Below are 15,435 nucleotides of genomic sequence, written 5' to 3' on the forward strand. Positions count from 1 at the left end.
GGCCCCGATCAGTGGCAGGGGGCACCGAAGAGGTGCCGGCCGTCGTGCGAGAACTCGTGCAGGTAGTCGCCCGTCGCGGTGACGACGGTGCCGTTGTCCATGAAGACGGCGTACAGCGCGACCACGGCGATGATCGCCGCGGCGGCCATGATCAGCCAGTCGCGCGTGGTGGTCGTGGCGGACTCGACCGCCGCGGTGTCGGCGTGCTGCGCGGTGTGCAGTGACATACCGGTGTGCCTCCTTCTGGGGTTTCCACGCCCCAATGCAGGAGGACGACGGGTCAGTTCCTGACTTCCGTACGGGCAGCACTCGGCTCTCGCACGGTCACAGTGGCGGGACCGTCCCGGGTTCGCACCGGGTTCCTGTCCACCGTCGCCTCGATGTGTGGAGTTGTCCCACGGAGCGTCCCAGCCCGGATGAGCACTGTCAACAGGCCAGTGCCCGCACGCCCTGCGCCCCCGGCCGGTGTGTCAGGATGGTTTCGACCGGATGTGTCCGGGGAGGGGCCGGGGGGTCCTCAGCAATCTTCAGCGCGTTGTTGAGCGCAGCCAAGGGGGAGTGGATGTACGGCAGTTACAGCGGCCGTAGGCGCAAGGGTGTCCGGGTGGCCGCGGTGGGGGCCGTGGGGGCCGCGCTGCTCCTGGCGGGATGTTCCTCCTCCGGGGGTGACGGAGGAGACGGGTCGAGCCTGCCGCCGATGAAGCAGCAGCCGAAGGGCAGTGACCCTTACTGGGTCAATCCGGAAGGAAACGCCGCCAAGCAGGCCGGGGCGCTCGCCAAGAAGGGCGAGGACGAGAAGGCCGAGCTCATCAGGAAGATCGCCGAGCAGCCGACCGCCGAGTGGATCGGCCCGGAGAACGCCGAGGCGCAGGCGAAGGGGTACACCGAGGCGGCCGAGAAGGCCGACCGTGACGCCCTGCTCGTCCTCTACAACATCCCGCACCGCGACTGCGGCCAGTTCTCGAAGGGCGGCGCCGCCGACGGCAACGCCTACCGGACCTGGACCGACCAGGTGGCCAAGGGCATCGGCGACCGCCCGGCCACCGTGATCCTGGAGCCGGACGCGGTGCTGCACCTGGTCGACGGCTGCACGCCCGACGAGTTCCACGAGGAGCGGTACGACCTCCTCAAGGGCGCCATCAAGCGCCTCAAGCAGCAGCCGAAGGTCACGGTGTACCTGGACGCGGGCAACGCGGGCTGGAAGTCCCCGGACTCGCTGTTCGAGCCGCTCCAGTGGGCGGGCATCGCGGACGCGGACGGCTTCTCGGTGAACGTCTCCAACTTCCAGACCACCGAGGTCAGCAAGGAGTTCGGCAAGAAGCTGTCGGCGAAGGTGGGCGGCAAGCCGTTCGTCATCGACACCAGCCGCAACGGCAACGGTCCGTACACCGGGGGCGACCCCGCCGAGAGCTGGTGCAATCCGCCGGGCCGCGCGCTCGGGGAGAAGCCGACCACCAAGACCGGTGACGAACTGGTCGACGCGTTCCTGTGGATCAAGCGTCCCGGCGAGTCGGACGGCGACTGCAAGGGCGGCCCGAAGGCCGGCGAGTGGTACGAGGAGTACGCGCTCGAACTGGCCCGCAACGCGAAGTAGCCGCGCGGAACACGAAGGGAGGGCCGCCCGTCGGGGCGGCCCTCCCTTTCCCGTTCCGCAGGACTCCCGGGCTACGGGACCTCGATCCAGGTCCCCTCGGACGGCGTGCCCTGAGCGTCCGTCACGAACAGCATGTAGTAGCCCGAGGGCACCAGTGCCCGGTTCTTCGGCACGGTGACCGAGATGCCGTCCTTGGTCTTCTTCATCTCCAGCGCGACGGTGCGCTGGTCGACGTCGGTGACGTGGGTGACGGCGCTGGGCCGCATCAGCTTCGCGTCCTTGAGCGACGCGGCGTGCGCCGACTCGAAGGTCGCCGTGCCGCCTCGCGCGATCTTCTTCGGGCCGCCCGTGAGCTTGGGCCGCGCGTCCCGGAAGAGGTACGGCGGCGTGTAGATCTCGATGCGCTGCTCGAAGACGCCCGGCCGGGTGTTGGCCTTGTCGGAGTACAGCGAGTCGGACCCGAAGATCATGACGCGCCCGTCGGGAAGCAGCAGCGAGCCCGAGTGGTAGTTGCGGCCCACGGCCGGGTCGGCCACCCGGCGGTACGTGCCGGTCTGGGCGTCGTACAGCCGCGCCTGGAGGATGTCCGAGCCGCCGCGCCCGCGGTAGTCGTGGGAGCCGCCGGTGATCAGGACGGTGTCGTCCGGCATCAGGGACGCGCTGGGGTAGCGGGTGCCCTGGTCGAGCGAGGCGCCGTCCTTGAAGCGGGGGTTGGACTCCTTGAGGTCGACGAGGCGCGACTTCTCGCTGGACTTCTCCGACTCGCCGACGCCGCCGCCGCCGATGACCATGAACTTCTCGTCCTGGGCGGGAGGCAGCCGCACGGTCGCGGAGGTCTCCATCATGTCCGGGTCGCTCAGACCGGGGATCTTCTTGAACTTGTTGGTCTTCAGGTCCCAGATGCCCGGCTCACGGCCCTCGTCGGCGGGCCCGTACCCGGCGTTGGAGCCCGAGTAGAACAGCTTGCCGTTGTTCATCAGGAAGATCGCGGGGTATGTCGGGAACTTCCGGATGACCCCGGTGTACTCCCACTTCTTCGTGGCGGGGTCGTAGATCTCGTCCTTGCCGGGGACGATCTGGCCGATCTCGTCGAGGCCGGACAGCGACAGGACCTTGCCGTCCTCCAGCGTGGTGAGCGTCGGGTACCAGCGGGCCTCGTTCATCGGGTCCACGGTGATGTACTTCTCCGCGACCGGGTCGAACTCGTAGGCCTCCTTGATGCCCTGGAAGTCCTTCTTGTCGAGGGCCAGCTTCTGCGCGATGCCGTACACGTTCTTGGCGTCGGTGCCCGTCAGGCCGTGGACCCGGTAGTTGTCCTCGGTGCCGGACTCGTACTTCTTGCCCGACGCCTTGGCCTCGACGTAGATGCGGCCGAGCCCGGCCTCCGTGCGCAGGAAGCGGCCGGTCTGCTTGTCGAAGACCTTCTTGGCCTTCTCCACGAGGACCGGGTCCTTGGAGACGTACGTCTTGCCGTTCTTCTTGCCCGTGAAGATGGTGCCGGCGGGCAGCGTCTTCGGGGCGTCCGGGTCCTCGTTGTGCACGATCATCAGGCCGCCGGCCTTGGTGACGTCGCCCTCGAGTTTCTCGTACCGCTTGGTGCCGCCCGCCACCAGCAGCTTCCCGTCGGGCAGCTGGGTGTGCCCGGCGCAGAACATGTCCTTGGGCGTCGGGATCTTCTTGTACGTGTCGGTCTTCGGGTCCCACAGCACCGACTCGAACTTCTTGGCGTCGAAGTTCTTCTGGTTGTTGCCCGAACCCGCGATCAGCAGCACCTTGCCGGTGTGCAGCAGGGCGGCGTGGATCGTGTTGATGCGGAACTCCGACGGGACGTCGAGGAAGTCCCAGTGGCCGTTCTCCGCCTTGTACTCGGGCCGGTTGATCTTGTAGTCGTGGTACTGCTCCGTGCCGAAGCGGTAGAGCGCGGGCCCGTTCATCCCCGCCAGAGCGAGCACCACCACACCCGTTATCGCCAGGCGGCGGGTGCGGCGGCTCGGACGGTAGTTCATTTCTTACGTCCCCCAAGGGCTATCTGCATGGTCTGGTCGGAAGCGGCCCAGGTGGGCTTCTGCTGCGGCGGGTGAGCCTCGGGCGGGGGACCGGCCGGCGGCTCGGACTGGTTCGGCGGCGCTCCGTGCCTGCCGCGCCCCTTCCGCTTCTTCTTCTCGTCGCGGACGGTCCAGCGCCAGGCGAAGATCGGCGCCGCCGTGATCAGCAGGGCCAGCGTGGCCCAGGTGATCATCGCGGGATGGTTGTGGCCGAAGAAGAAGGACGAGACGAGCGATCCGCCGAAGACCAGGACGAAGAACAGGTGGATACGGAAGGTGCCGAAGAGCGTGTCGGGGCTGGAGGAGTCGCCCTTGGGCGTCACCACGAAGCCGGACTTGCGGCGCAGTACGGCGTCCATCAGCGAGCGCGCGTAGATCGGCGCCGAGAGCGCGGACATCACCATGCCGGCCAGGCCGCCGGAGCCCTCGGGCTCGTGCGGCGAGACGTTGTGCCGGCGGTTCCAGATGTAGAGGCCGATCTGGAGCGCCGAGGCGTTGCCGTACAGCATCATCCAGATCGCCGGGTCGATCTGCACACCCGAGGCGCCCATGCCCAGGAACAGGGCGCAGCTGAGCGCCGCGAGGATCCAGTTCATGGCGGACATCGGGTAGAAGATGATCATCATCGTGTAGTTGAAGAGCTTGCCCGCGGGCAGCGAGCCGTAGCCCCTCCAGTACTGCTTGAGGATCGTCTCGTACGTGCCGCGCGACCAGCGCAGCTGCTGCGTGAAGAAGTCCGTCCAGGCGGTCGGTCCCTCGCCGACGGCCAGCACGTCGGGCGTGTAGACCGAGCGCCACTTCCGGCCGGTGACCGGGTTCGTGGCGCGGTGGATCTCGAAGCCCGTCGCCATGTCCTCGGTGATCGAGTCGTACAGGCCGCCGATCTGCTTGAGTGCCCGGATGCGGACGGCGTTGGACGTGCCGACGAACATCGGCGCGCCGTAGCGGTTGCCGGCGCGCTGGATCAGGGCGTGGAAGAGGAACTGCTGCGACTCGGCGGCCTTGGTGACGAAGGTGTCGTAGTTGCCGTAGACCTGCGGGCCGATGACGAAGCCGATGTCCGGGTCGCGGAAGTAGCCGAGCATCCGCTCCAGGTAGTTCGGCAGCGGCACGTGGTCGGTGTCGACGGAGGCGAAGAAGTCGTAGTCGTCGCCGTGCGCGTCGAGCCAGGCGTTGTAGTTGCCGTGCTTGGTCTTGGCGCGGTGCGGGCCCTTGGCCTGGTTCCACTTCGCGACGCCCTTGCGGGAGAAGTGGTGCACGCCGAGGCGCTCGCAGACCTCCCTGACCGCCGGGTCGTTGCCCTCGTCGAGGAGCCACACGTGCATCAGGCCGCGGTGGCGGATCTTGACCGCCGCCTCCAGCGTCTTCGTCACCATCTCCAGCGGTTCCTTGCCGGGCACGAAGGAGGTGAGGAAGGCGACGCGGGTGCCGGTCTCGGGCACGACGGGGACGGGGTCGCGGGCGACCAGGGTCGCGTGCGCGTTCGACAGGACGTTCATCGTGCGGAAGAGCTCGATCAGACCGATCGAGACCAGCATGACGATGTCGAGGATCAGCAGCGTGTCGTTCTTGAGGTTGGGGTCGCGCTCGGTCCAGTGCTCGGGCTGCATCAGCCAGACGAACAGACCCAGCGACAGCAGCGGCGCGGCGCACAGCAGCAGGGCGGCGCGGACGCGGTGCGGCTCCTGCGAGAGCAGCGAGCGGTACTGCACGGTGTACGGCTTGGCCGGGTCGGGCTGGGTCAGCGGACCGGCGAGCCGACTGTAGTGCTCGTAGTCGTACCTGGGCAGCGGCTTCTTCGCCCGTATGCGCGACCCGCCGGTCCGCAGCTGCGGGGGTACCCGGAGCTGGGCCGTCCGGGAAGGGTCGTTGTTGTGCCGGGCGCCGGTCGGCGTCGACGTCATGAGTCATCCCCCCGCACGCATGCTGGCTGCGTGTGTTCGTCGGTCTCTTCGCCCGGTGCCGGTCCCCCTCGACCATTCCGGACGCACAAGTGGCCTGCTGTCATCCCTTCAGACATGGGACGACAACCTTCCGGTTGCATGATGCCCGCCCCGGGATCTGTTCAGAACGGGGCCCCCGCCCCCTGTGCTCCCGCAGCCCCCCGGCTGCCGGCTTCGCCCCCAACGTGCCGGAGCCGCCCGCCCCATTGGAGCCACTGGCTCCAGGATAGGGTCTACGACCCCCGCCTTGATCGCAAGGGTGAAACAAGGTGTTTACCGGTCATACGCGGGCTTTGGGGGCCCTCTGCGATTTGGGTGCGACATGGGTTCGGCGCGGGGGCGACATGCCCGGAGTGTCCCGGAAAAGCCGAAGCCCCCTCACGCTGGGTGAGGGGGCTTCGACGTCGTGTGCGCCGCCAGGGACTCGAACCCCGGACCCGCTGATTAAGAGTCAGCTGCTCTAACCAACTGAGCTAGCGGCGCCTGTCTGACTCCGAGAACTTTACCCGACGGTCGCGGGTGCTCCGGACCGGCCACGCCGTGCGCTGTCCGTTTGATTATCATTTGGACCGTCAACATGCGTTATGTCCAGACAGTTGAAACACTGTCACCCGTGCAGATCCGCCAGAAAAACCCACGGGAGGGGACCGCATGACGATGCCGGTTTTCGATGAGTACGAACCCGCGGCCGACTGCGGCTGCCCCGGCTGCGCCCAGGAGCGCCGGGCCGCCGCCCTCGGCCTGACGGTCGCGGCCGGCGGCCACCCGGCCGCGCACGGCGCCCGCCGCGCGCTGGTCCTCGCCACGGCCGCGGGCGTGGTCCTGGGCGGCGGCGCGGCCGGCGCCGCGAGCGCCGTCGCCCCCGGGCACGCGCCGGCCCGTACCGGAGCCGACCACGACCCGGACACCCCGCAGGGCGGGCCCGGCCCGCTGCACGGCGGCCGGCCGGGCCGGGACGGCGAGACGACCCCCACCGCGCACGTGACGCCGACCGCCACCCGGCCGGCCCTGCGGATCACGACCAGGGCCGAGATCATCGACCGCGCCAAGCGCTGGGTGGACGCCAGGGTCCCGTACAGCATGGAGAAGTACTGGAGCGACGGGTACCGGCAGGACTGCTCGGGCTACGTCTCGATGGCTTGGAACCTCGACGGCAACGAATGGACGGGGAGCCTCGCCCAGTACGGCACGCTCACCGCCAAGGACCAGCTGGAGCCCGGCGACATCCTGCTCTTCCACAACCCCGCCGATCCGAACAAGGGCTCGCACGTCACGATCTTCGGCGGCTGGTCCGACGACGGCCGCACCCACTACATCGCGTACGAGCAGACCCGTCCGCACACCCGCCGGCTGGCCACCCCGTACGCCTACTGGAACAACTCCGCGCGCTACGTCGGCTACCGCTACAACGGGATCAGCGGCGGGGCCGGCGGCGGGGCCGGTGGCGGCGGGTCCACAGGGACGGCCTACCCGGGCGCGAAGTCCTTCGGCCCGGGTGCGAACAACCGGTACGTCACCCGGCTCGGCAAGATGCTCGTCGCCCGGGGCGGCAAGCGCTTCTACAGCCAGGGCCCCGGGCCCGGCTGGGGCGAGGCCGACCGGCGCGCCACCGAGGCGTTCCAGCGCGCCCAGGGCTGGCGCGGCGCGGAGGCGGACGGGCTGCCGGGGCCGCACACGTGGCGGCTGCTCGTCCAGAACGCGGGCAAGGACATCCCGGCCGCAGGCGAGGGCGAGGGCGGGGGCGGGGACGGCGGCACCGGCGGCACGGCCGGCGCCACGGTGTTCCCCGGCCGGGAGCACTTCCGGCCCGGCCGGTCGAACGGGTACGTCGAGATGCTCGGCAGGCAACTGGTGAGGAAGGGATACGGCAAGCACTACACCTCGGGGCCGGGACCCCGCTGGACCGAGGCGGACCGGCGCAACGTCGAGGCGTTCCAGCGCGCGCAGGGCTGGCGCGGCGCGGCGGCCGACGGCTATCCCGGCCCGCAGACCTGGCGGCGGCTCTTCGCATGACGGCATGACGGAGGAACGATGAGCACCACGACTTCAGAGACCTCGGAGCCGGACGGCTCCAACGCGCCGTCCGCTCCCGGCCGGCCGGGGCCCGAGCCCGTGCCGAGGGCGCCGGTCATCAGGAACGAGTCCACCGTCGAGATCCCGGTGCACCTGCTGTTCCGCGACGACACCGGCCCGACCGCGCTGACCCTGCCGCCGGGCGCCTCGGTGATCAGCCGCAGGAAGGGCACCGGCGAACAGCCGCGCGTGGCGGCGGGCGGCGCCGCTGCCCGGCCGGGCGCGGGCGTACCGGTGTCCGCGCGGGGGCGCTCGCCCCGGCCCGCCGCGCCCTGCGACCCCGGGCTCGCGGAGCGGCCGGGGCCGGCGCTGCCCGGCTGGTGCGGGGTCGCGGCCGGGGCGGGTGCGCTCGCGGCGGGCGCGGCGCTGGTGTGGTGGACGGGGGCGGTGCCGCCGCCGGCGGCCGTACTGCTGGGGCTGCCCCTGCGTCCGTACGACGGGATCGCGCTCGGGACCTGGGCGGTGCTGGCCGCGCTGGTGACGGTCGTGCTGTTCGCGTTCGGCGGTCTGGCCCGGGGGCGGGTCGGACACGCGTGGGTGCTCTCGCTGTTCGGCGACTACCGGGGGACCGTGCGCCGCAGCGGCCTGGTGTGGGTGAGCCCGCTGCTGCTGCGCCGCCGGGTCGACGTGCGGCTGCGGCACTGGCGCAGCGAGCCGATGGAGGCCGTGGACGCGAACGGGGTGGCGCTGCGGGTCGTGGTGCTCGTGGTGTGGCGGATCAAGGACACGGCGCGGGCGGTGCTCGCGGTCGAGGACCACGTCCGGTACCTGCGCGAGCAGGTGGAGGCGGCCATGGCGCGGGTGCTGTCGCAGCTTCCGGCCGACGCCTTCCACGACAGCGCGCCGACCCTGCGCGACGCGGAGGCGGTCGGCGGCGCGCTGACCGGGATGCTGGCGGCGGAGGCGGCGCCGGTCGGCATCGACGTCTTCTCGGTGCAGCCGACGCGGATCGAGTACGCCCCCGAGGTCGCGGCGGCGATGCGGCGCAGGCGGGTCGCGGCGCTCGACGCGCAGCACCGGGACAGCGTGCTGTCGTCGGTGGTGGACGCGGTGGACGACACGGTGACGCGGCTGACCTCGCGCGGGCTGGTCGAACTGGACGACTACGAGCGCAAGGCGCTCGTGAAGGACCTGACGGTGGCCTTCTACACGGGCCGTGGGGAGGGACTGTGAACGCCTCCGCGATTGGTCTGGACATGTTCATGACCCGTTAATACATTGGAACTTGGTCTAGACCGCAAGACAACGCGCGCAGCACAGCTCACAGAACTGCCCCCACGTTCAGGAGCAAGCATGCGAATAAAGACAGGTGCGGCCGTCGTCGGCCTCGCGATGGCCGGGGTGTCCTTCCTCGCCACCGGCAGCGCGAGCAGCCACGGCTACACCGACGCCCCGATCAGCCGTCAGAAGCTCTGCGCCAACGGCACGGTGACCGGCTGCGGCAACATCCAATGGGAACCGCAGAGCGTCGAAGGGCCGAAGGGATTCCCCGCCTCCGGCCCGGCGGACGGCAAGATCTGCGCCGGCGGCAACGGCCAGTTCGCCCAGCTCGACGACCCGCGCGGAGGTGCCTGGCCCGCCACCAGGCTCACCGCCGGACAGGGCTACGGCTTCCGCTGGCAGTTCACCGCCCGGCACGCCACCAGCGACTTCAGGTACTACATCACCAAGAACGGCTGGGACTCCAGCAGGCCGCTCACCCGGGCGGCCCTGGAATCGCAGCCGTTCATGACGGTGCCGTACGGCGGTCAGCAGCCGCCGTCCACCCTGACCCACCAGGGCACGGTCCCGACTCAGAAGACCGGGCGCCACATCATCCTGGCGGTCTGGAACGTGGCGGACACGACCAACGCGTTCTACGCCTGCTCCGACGTTCAGTTCTGACGTCTGGTCAGCTAACCTCCGGCGCCATGGGGAGCGCAGGCACCGTCGCGGAGCTCGTACAGCGCCAATGGGGCGACCACCGGCCGGGACTGAGATCCGGGAATCTGGTTCTCAGCCACCACCAGGTCGCCGCGGGCGCCGCCGCGCGGGCCGCGCTCCTCGTGGATCTGCTGCCACGGGGAGCCGAGCCGCACGTCGCCGTGCTGCTCGACAACACGCCGGAGTACCCGCTGTGGCTCAGTGCGGCGGCCCTCGCGGGGGCCGCCGTCGCCGGCGTCAACCCGACCCGGCGCGGCGCCGAGCTGGCCCGCGACATCCTGCACACCGACTGCCGGGTGCTGGTCACCGAACGGGCCCACCTGCCGCTGCTCGACGGCCTCGGCCTGCCGGGCGTACGGATCCTGGTCACCGACACCGACGCGTACGAGCAGCGCCTGCGCGCCTGTGCCGGTGCGACGCCCGGCAGCGCGACCCTCGCCGGCGGCCCCGCTCCCGGCAGCCGCCTGCTCCTGTACTTCACCTCCGGCTCGACCGGCGCGCCCAAGGCGGCGATCTGCACCCAGGGGCGTCTCGCGGCGGCGGGCGCGTCGCTCGCCGCGCACTTCCGCGTCCGTCCCGACGACGTGCACTACGTCTGCATGCCCATGTTCCACGGCAACGCGGTGATCGCGGACTGGGCTCCCGCGCTCGCCGGCGGCGCGGGCATCGGCCTGCGGCGGCGCTTCTCGGCGTCCCGGTTCCTGGACGACGTACGGGCGTACGGCGCGACGTACTTCACCTACGTGGGCCGGGCCGTCCAGTACCTGCTCGCCACCCCCGAGCGCCCCGACGACCGGGACCACTCGCTGCGGCTCGGCTTCGGCACGGAGGCGGGCGCGGTCGACGCGGCCCGCTTCGAGGCGCGGTTCGGGGTGCGCCTCGTCGAGGGGTACGGCTCCTCGGAGGGCGGCGCCGCGATCCGGCGGACCCCGGACACGCCACCCGGCGCCATCGGGCGCGCGGCGCCCGGGGACGACCTCGCCGTGGTCGACCCGGCGACGGGCGGGGAACGGCCGCCCGGCGTGCTCGACGCGGCGGGCCGCCTCCTGAACGGCTCGGAAGCGATAGGCGAGCTGGTCAACCGGGGCCCGAATCCCTTCGAGGGGTACTGGCGCAACGAGGCGGCGGAGGCGGAACGCCGCCGGGGCGGCTGGTATTGGACCGGTGACCTCTTCTTCCGCGACGCGGCCGGTTTCCTGCACTTCGCGGGCCGTACGGACGACCGCCTGCGGGTGGACAGCGAGAACCTGGCCGCCGCGATGATCGAGAACATCCTGGCCCGCTGGACGGACGCGGCGGCCGTCGCGGTCTACGCCGTACCGGACCCGGTGGCGGGCGACCAGGTGATGGCGGCGGTCGCGCTGCGCGAGGGCGCGGCGTTCTCCCCGGCCGCGTTCGCCCGGTTCCTCGCGGCGCAGCCGGATCTGGGCACGAAGATGGCCCCGCGCTTCGTGCGCGTCGTCCCCCGGATGCCGGTGACGGCGACGAACAAGGTGCACCGGGTGGCCCTGCGCCGCGAGGGGTTCCGCTGCGCCGACCCGGTGTGGTGGGCGCGCGAGCGCGGCGCGTACGTACCGCTGACCGGGGCCGAGGAGGCGGCGCTGGTGGCGGAGTACGCGGCGCACGGCCGGGCGCTGTGACCCGGATCACGGGAAGCGGCACGCGAAGGGAGGCGGGCGGGGGAACGGAAAAGACCCCCGCTTCCGCGAGGGTCTTTCGTCTGTGCGCCGCCAGGGACTCGAACCCCGGACCCGCTGATTAAGAGTCAGCTGCTCTAACCAACTGAGCTAGCGGCGCTTGACTCGTAAATAGTACCTGGTCCGCGGGGGTGCCTCGCACCACGGCCGGTGACCGTCGTCACAGGGCCAGCGACAGCACCACCGGAGCAGCCCTGCGGTTCAGGGTGTCCGCCGCCGAGCGCAGCCGGTGCGCGTGCTCCACCGGCAGGGACAGGGCCAGGCAGCCCACCGAGGAGCCGGCCGTGAGCGGCACGGCCGCGCAGACCGTGCCCACCGCGTACTCCTGGAGGTCGAGCACCGGCACCGTGGGCGGCTGGCTGTCCAGCGTGGAGAACAGGACCCGCTCGTTGGTGATCGTCTTCGAGGTGAGCCGGGCGGTCTTGTGGCGGGAGAGGTGGTCCCGGCGGCCGTCCTGGTCGAGCTGGGTGAGCAGGCACTTGCCGATCGCGCTGGCGTGCGCCGCCGACCTGAAGTCGACCCACTCGTTGACCCTGGGTGTGCGCGGGCCCTCGGCGATCTGCGTCACCTTGATCTCGCCGTCGATGTAACGGCTGATGTAGATCGCCGCGCCCACCGTGTCCCGCAGCTCGTCGAGGGTCTGCTGGAGCTTGGCCTGCAGGGCCTCGCGCCGGGTGGAGCCCGACCCGAGCAGGACGAGCGAGTCGCCGACGACGTACGCGCCGTCCCCCACCTGCTCCACGTACCCCTCGCGGCGCAGCATCAGCAGCAGGGAGGTCAGGTGGGCGGTCGGGAGTCCGGTCTCACGGGCGATCTGGACATCGGTCACACCGCCGCCGTGCTTGGAGACCGTCTCCAGTACACGCAGGGCGTACTGCACCGAGTGGAACGGTGCGGTCGGCTCCGGCTTCAGCGCCACGGTTTCCCCCTACCAGGTTGTGACCGCTTGCATCCGTTCCACGATAGCTGCCAAGAACCCCTTGTGGGGCCGCTGTTGACGACAATGTGGCGCGCCCCGGCGACGTGCGCCGGGACGCGCCGCCCGCGCATATGTCAGGGGCAGGATCTTCGGGCGGAAGGAGAGGTCAGAGCACCGCGCCCAGGAACTCGCGCGTACGTTCGTGCTCCGGATCGCTGAAGATCTTCTCGGGGGAGCCGGACTCGATGACCCGCCCCGCGTCGAACATCAACACGTCGTCCGAGATGTCCCGCGCGAAGTTCATCTCGTGCGTGACGCAGAGCATGGTGATGTCCGTCGTACGGGCGATGTCACGCAGTACGTCGAGAACGCCCGCCACCAGCTCCGGGTCCAGCGCCGACGTCACCTCGTCCAGGAGCAGCACCTGCGGACGCATCGCCAGTGCCCGGGCGATGGCGACCCGCTGCTGCTGGCCGCCGGAGAGCTGGGTGGGCCGCATGTCCTGCTTGTCGCCGAGCCCGACCAGGTCCAGCAGGCCCTTGGCGCGCTCGGCGGCCTCGTCCTTCGACATGCCGAGGACCCGCACCGGCGCCTCGGTGACATTGCGCAGGACGTTCATATGGGGGAAGAGGTTGAACTGCTGGAACACCATGCCGATGTTCTTGCGGACCTCGCGGACCTCCTTCTCGTCCGCCGGGAACAGCCGGCCGCCGTTCACGCTGATCACCCCCTCGTCGGGCTTCACCAGGGTCATCAGCAGCCGCAGGATCGTGGTCTTGCCGGACCCGGACGGCCCGATGAGGGTCACGTGCTTCCCGGTCTCGACCGAGAAGCAGAGGTTGTCCAGGACGGTGTTGTCGCCGAACCGCTTGGTGACGTTGTCGAAACGGATCAGCTCGTGGGGGGTCGGGTCAGCGGACAAGACGACGCTCCAGGGCTCGCATGAGAAGAGAAGCCGGGTAGGCGATGAGGATGAAGGCGACGCCGACGACGGTCAGCGGCTCGGCGTACTGGAAGGTCTGCGCGCTCGCCAGCCGGGCCTGCTGGAGCATCTCCAGTACGCCGATGGCCATGAGCAGCGGAGTGTCCTTCAGCATCGAGATCACGTAGTTGCCCAGAGCGGGCACGATCCGCCGGATCGCCTGCGGCAGGATCACCGCGAACCAGGTGCGCGGAACCGGCAGGCTGAGCGCCGTCGCCGCCTCCCACTGCCCGGCCGGAACGGCGTCGATGCCGGCCCGGTAGACCTGCGCGGTGTACGTCGAGTAGTGCAGCCCGATCGCGAGGGTGCCGGTGGTCAGCGCCGAGGCCTGCACGCCCCACTCCGGCAGGACGAAGTAGAAGAAGAACAGCTGCACCAGCAGCGGAGTGTTGCGGATGAACTCGGTGACGGCGTTCACCGGCCAGCGGACCCAGCGCGGCCCGCGGTATCCGATCGCCCAGACCAGGCCGAGCGTGAACGACAGCAGCGAGCCGAGCACCAGCACCTGGAGCGTGACGAGCAGGCCGTCCCAGAACGTCGGCATGAAGTCCGTGACGGCGGACCAGTCCCAGTGGTTCATCGTGCCCCTCCGGCTCCGGCGGCCCCGGCGGTGATCCCGACGCCGGCCTTGGTCCTGCGTTCGAGCACCCGCATGCCGCGGGTGAGGACGAAGGCGATCACGAAGTAGACGACCAGGGTCACCGAGTAGATCTCGACGCTCTCCTGGGTCGCCAGGCGCACCAGGTAGGCGGCGAACGACGTGTCGGCCACTCCGAGCAGCGACACCAGCGCCGTGCCCTTGAGCAGCTCGATCAGCAGGTTGTTGAAGGGCGGGATCATCTCGGGCACCGCCTGTGGCAGCAGGACCAGCCGCATCCGCTGCCAGGGGGTGAAGCTGAGCGCCACGCCCGCCTCGCGCTGCGCGGGTGCCACCGCGTTCAGCGCGCCGCGCACCACCTCGGCGCCGTACGCCCCGTACGAGAGTCCCAGCGCCAGGACGGCCGCCCACATCGGGACGAGCGCCCAGCCGAAGAGGCCCGGCATCACGAAGAACAGCCAGAACATCAGCACCAGCGCCGACGTGCCGCGGAAGACCTCCGTGTAGAAGCCCGCCAGGAAGCGGACGACGCGTGAGTGGTGGGTACGGGCGATGCCGATGCCGAAGGCCACGAGCGTGGCCAGCGCGGCGCTGTACACCGTCAGCTGGATCGTGATCCAGATGCCGGGGAGTATCCAGTGCGTCCACAGTCCGGCTGTCATGCGCACAGCTCCTCTGCGGTCATCGTGGTCATCTCCGCCTCGGTGAAGCCGAACGGCCGCAGGATCCGCAGCAGTTCGCCGCTCTTCTTCATCCGGTGGATCTCCACGTTGAAGGCGTCGCGCAGCTCCGCGTCGCCGAGACGGAAGGCGAAGCCGCCGCCGTCCACCTTCTTCCTGCCGTCCACGAGCGGCGCGAAGGGCTTCGTCGCCTCGGCCTTCGTGCTCTTTTTCACCACGCCCCGGCCGGTCAGGGCCGTGCCGGCGAAGACGTCGACCCGACCGGACTCCACCGCGTTCAGGCCCGCCACCGGGTCCTGGAAGATGGCTATCTCCCCGCGCGGGATCCCCGCGGCCACCGCGTAGTCGAGCTCGGCGTACCCGGCGCCGGTGGCTATCCTCGCCTTCGCCCCGACGACGTCCTGGTACGAGTGGAGCTTCTTCGGGTTGCCCTTGCGCACGATGAACGCGTCGAGCATCTGGTACTCGGGATCCGCGAACAGGACCTGCGCGCAGCGTTCCTTGTTGATGTACATCCCGGCGGAGACCACGTCGAACTGCTGCGACTGCAGGCCGGGGATCAGCGAGGAGAAGTCGGTGGGGGAAGGCTGCACCTTCGGCACGCCCAGCCGCTTGAAGATGACCTTGGCCAGTTCCACCGCCTCGCCGGTGAACTCGCCCTGCTCGTCGATGTACCCGTACGGAGCCTCGCCGGCGATGCCGAGCCGGACCGTGCCCTGTGATCTGAGGCGGGCGAGCGTGTCGCCCGACGGGACCTTGGCGCAGCCCGCCGCGCCGAGCGCCCCCGCGGCGCCCAGCGCGGCCGTGCCGAACAGAAGCGAGCGCCGGCGTATGGAAGGTCTTGTGGTGCTGCCTGAGTCGTTCCCTGGTGGTGGAGCCATGGGCGCGCGGCTACCCCACTCCAGCCCGGGCATGCCGACGAATTCCGGCCCATGTCACGGCGGGAGGACCGGGGTGCGCCCTTGACCCCGTGGGGACCAT

At 70.3% G+C, this 15,435-nt stretch carries 12 protein-coding genes, 2 tRNA genes, 1 pseudogene and 1 riboswitch; of the genes and pseudogenes, 5 read left to right on the forward strand and 10 right to left on the reverse strand.

Annotation, left to right across the window (positions count from 1 at the left end):
* Nucleotides 1-8: 8 nt before the first annotated feature.
* On the reverse strand, nt 9-227 hold the full coding sequence (locus tag IE185_RS29715; RefSeq protein WP_138896550.1) for a CbtB domain-containing protein: 219 nt from the start codon (nt 225-227) through the stop codon (nt 9-11).
* A 33-nt stretch (nt 228-260) separates the two neighbouring features.
* A riboswitch (cobalamin riboswitch) is annotated at nt 261-389 on the reverse strand.
* 173 nt (nt 390-562) lie between these two features.
* Here IE185_RS29715 and IE185_RS29720 point away from each other — a divergent pair.
* A complete protein-coding gene (locus tag IE185_RS29720; protein WP_138896556.1) occupies nt 563-1,594 on the forward strand; it encodes a glycoside hydrolase family 6 protein in 1,032 nt (343 codons plus the stop codon).
* 71 nt (nt 1,595-1,665) lie between these two features.
* On the opposite strand, the gene glxA is transcribed toward IE185_RS29720, so the two are convergent.
* From glxA to IE185_RS29735, 3 genes are all read right to left on the reverse strand, one after another.
* Nucleotides 1,666-3,600, reverse strand: coding sequence for a radical copper oxidase GlxA (glxA, locus tag IE185_RS29725; RefSeq protein WP_138896549.1), 1,935 nt, complete (start codon nt 3,598-3,600; stop codon nt 1,666-1,668).
* Nucleotides 3,597-5,543, reverse strand: coding sequence for a glycosyltransferase family 2 protein (locus IE185_RS29730; RefSeq protein WP_138896548.1), 1,947 nt, complete (start codon nt 5,541-5,543; stop codon nt 3,597-3,599). Before IE185_RS29730 ends, glxA begins: the two co-directional genes overlap by 4 nt.
* A gap of 448 nt (nt 5,544-5,991) precedes the next feature.
* Nucleotides 5,992-6,065: transfer RNA gene (locus tag IE185_RS29735), tRNA-Lys, on the reverse strand.
* Between the two features lie 168 nt (nt 6,066-6,233).
* Here IE185_RS29735 and IE185_RS29740 point away from each other — a divergent pair.
* The 4 genes and pseudogenes from IE185_RS29740 (at nt 6,234) to IE185_RS29755 (ending at nt 11,218) form a co-directional block, all read left to right on the forward strand.
* Nucleotides 6,234-7,595 (forward strand): peptidoglycan-binding protein, encoded by a 1,362-nt coding sequence (locus IE185_RS29740; protein ID WP_189716378.1) that lies wholly within the window; start codon nt 6,234-6,236, stop codon nt 7,593-7,595.
* A 54-nt stretch (nt 7,596-7,649) separates the two neighbouring features.
* Nucleotides 7,650-8,828 (forward strand): annotated as a pseudogene (locus IE185_RS29745) (SPFH domain-containing protein); the annotation flags it as partial.
* Between the two features lie 120 nt (nt 8,829-8,948).
* Nucleotides 8,949-9,539, forward strand: coding sequence for a lytic polysaccharide monooxygenase auxiliary activity family 9 protein (locus IE185_RS29750; RefSeq protein ID WP_138894276.1), 591 nt, complete (start codon nt 8,949-8,951; stop codon nt 9,537-9,539).
* Between the two features lie 26 nt (nt 9,540-9,565).
* Nucleotides 9,566-11,218, forward strand: a complete 1,653-nt coding sequence (locus IE185_RS29755) for an AMP-binding protein (RefSeq protein WP_138894275.1) — start codon at nt 9,566-9,568, stop codon at nt 11,216-11,218.
* Nucleotides 11,219-11,301: 83 nt separating this feature from the next.
* Here the strand turns inward: IE185_RS29755 and IE185_RS29760 are convergent.
* The 6 genes from IE185_RS29760 to ehuB all read right to left on the reverse strand — a co-directional run bounded on the left by IE185_RS29760 (nt 11,302) and on the right by ehuB (nt 15,335).
* Nucleotides 11,302-11,375, reverse strand: a tRNA-Lys gene (locus IE185_RS29760).
* 60 nt (nt 11,376-11,435) lie between these two features.
* Nucleotides 11,436-12,194, reverse strand: coding sequence for an IclR family transcriptional regulator (locus IE185_RS29765; RefSeq protein WP_138894274.1), 759 nt, complete (start codon nt 12,192-12,194; stop codon nt 11,436-11,438).
* A gap of 166 nt (nt 12,195-12,360) precedes the next feature.
* Nucleotides 12,361-13,116 (reverse strand): ectoine/hydroxyectoine ABC transporter ATP-binding protein EhuA, encoded by a 756-nt coding sequence (gene ehuA / locus IE185_RS29770; RefSeq protein WP_138894273.1) that lies wholly within the window; start codon nt 13,114-13,116, stop codon nt 12,361-12,363.
* Nucleotides 13,106-13,756 carry an ectoine/hydroxyectoine ABC transporter permease subunit EhuD gene (ehuD, locus tag IE185_RS29775; RefSeq protein WP_138894272.1) on the reverse strand — a complete coding sequence of 217 codons (651 nt, stop codon included), beginning with the start codon at nt 13,754-13,756 and terminating at the stop codon, nt 13,106-13,108. Before ehuD ends, ehuA begins: the two co-directional genes overlap by 11 nt.
* Nucleotides 13,753-14,436: an ectoine/hydroxyectoine ABC transporter permease subunit EhuC gene (gene ehuC, locus IE185_RS29780; RefSeq protein ID WP_138894271.1), complete on the reverse strand. Its 684-nt coding sequence runs from the start codon at nt 14,434-14,436 to the stop codon at nt 13,753-13,755. The genes ehuD and ehuC overlap by 4 nt, the downstream gene beginning before the upstream one ends.
* On the reverse strand, nt 14,433-15,335 hold the full coding sequence (gene ehuB / locus IE185_RS29785) for an ectoine/hydroxyectoine ABC transporter substrate-binding protein EhuB (RefSeq protein ID WP_138894270.1): 903 nt from the start codon (nt 15,333-15,335) through the stop codon (nt 14,433-14,435). Before ehuB ends, ehuC begins: the two co-directional genes overlap by 4 nt.
* Nucleotides 15,336-15,435: the final 100 nt, after the last annotated feature.

It is taken from the genome of Streptomyces chryseus (genome assembly GCF_014650755.1).
Taxonomy (GTDB): Bacteria; Actinomycetota; Actinomycetes; order Streptomycetales; family Streptomycetaceae; genus Streptomyces; species Streptomyces chryseus.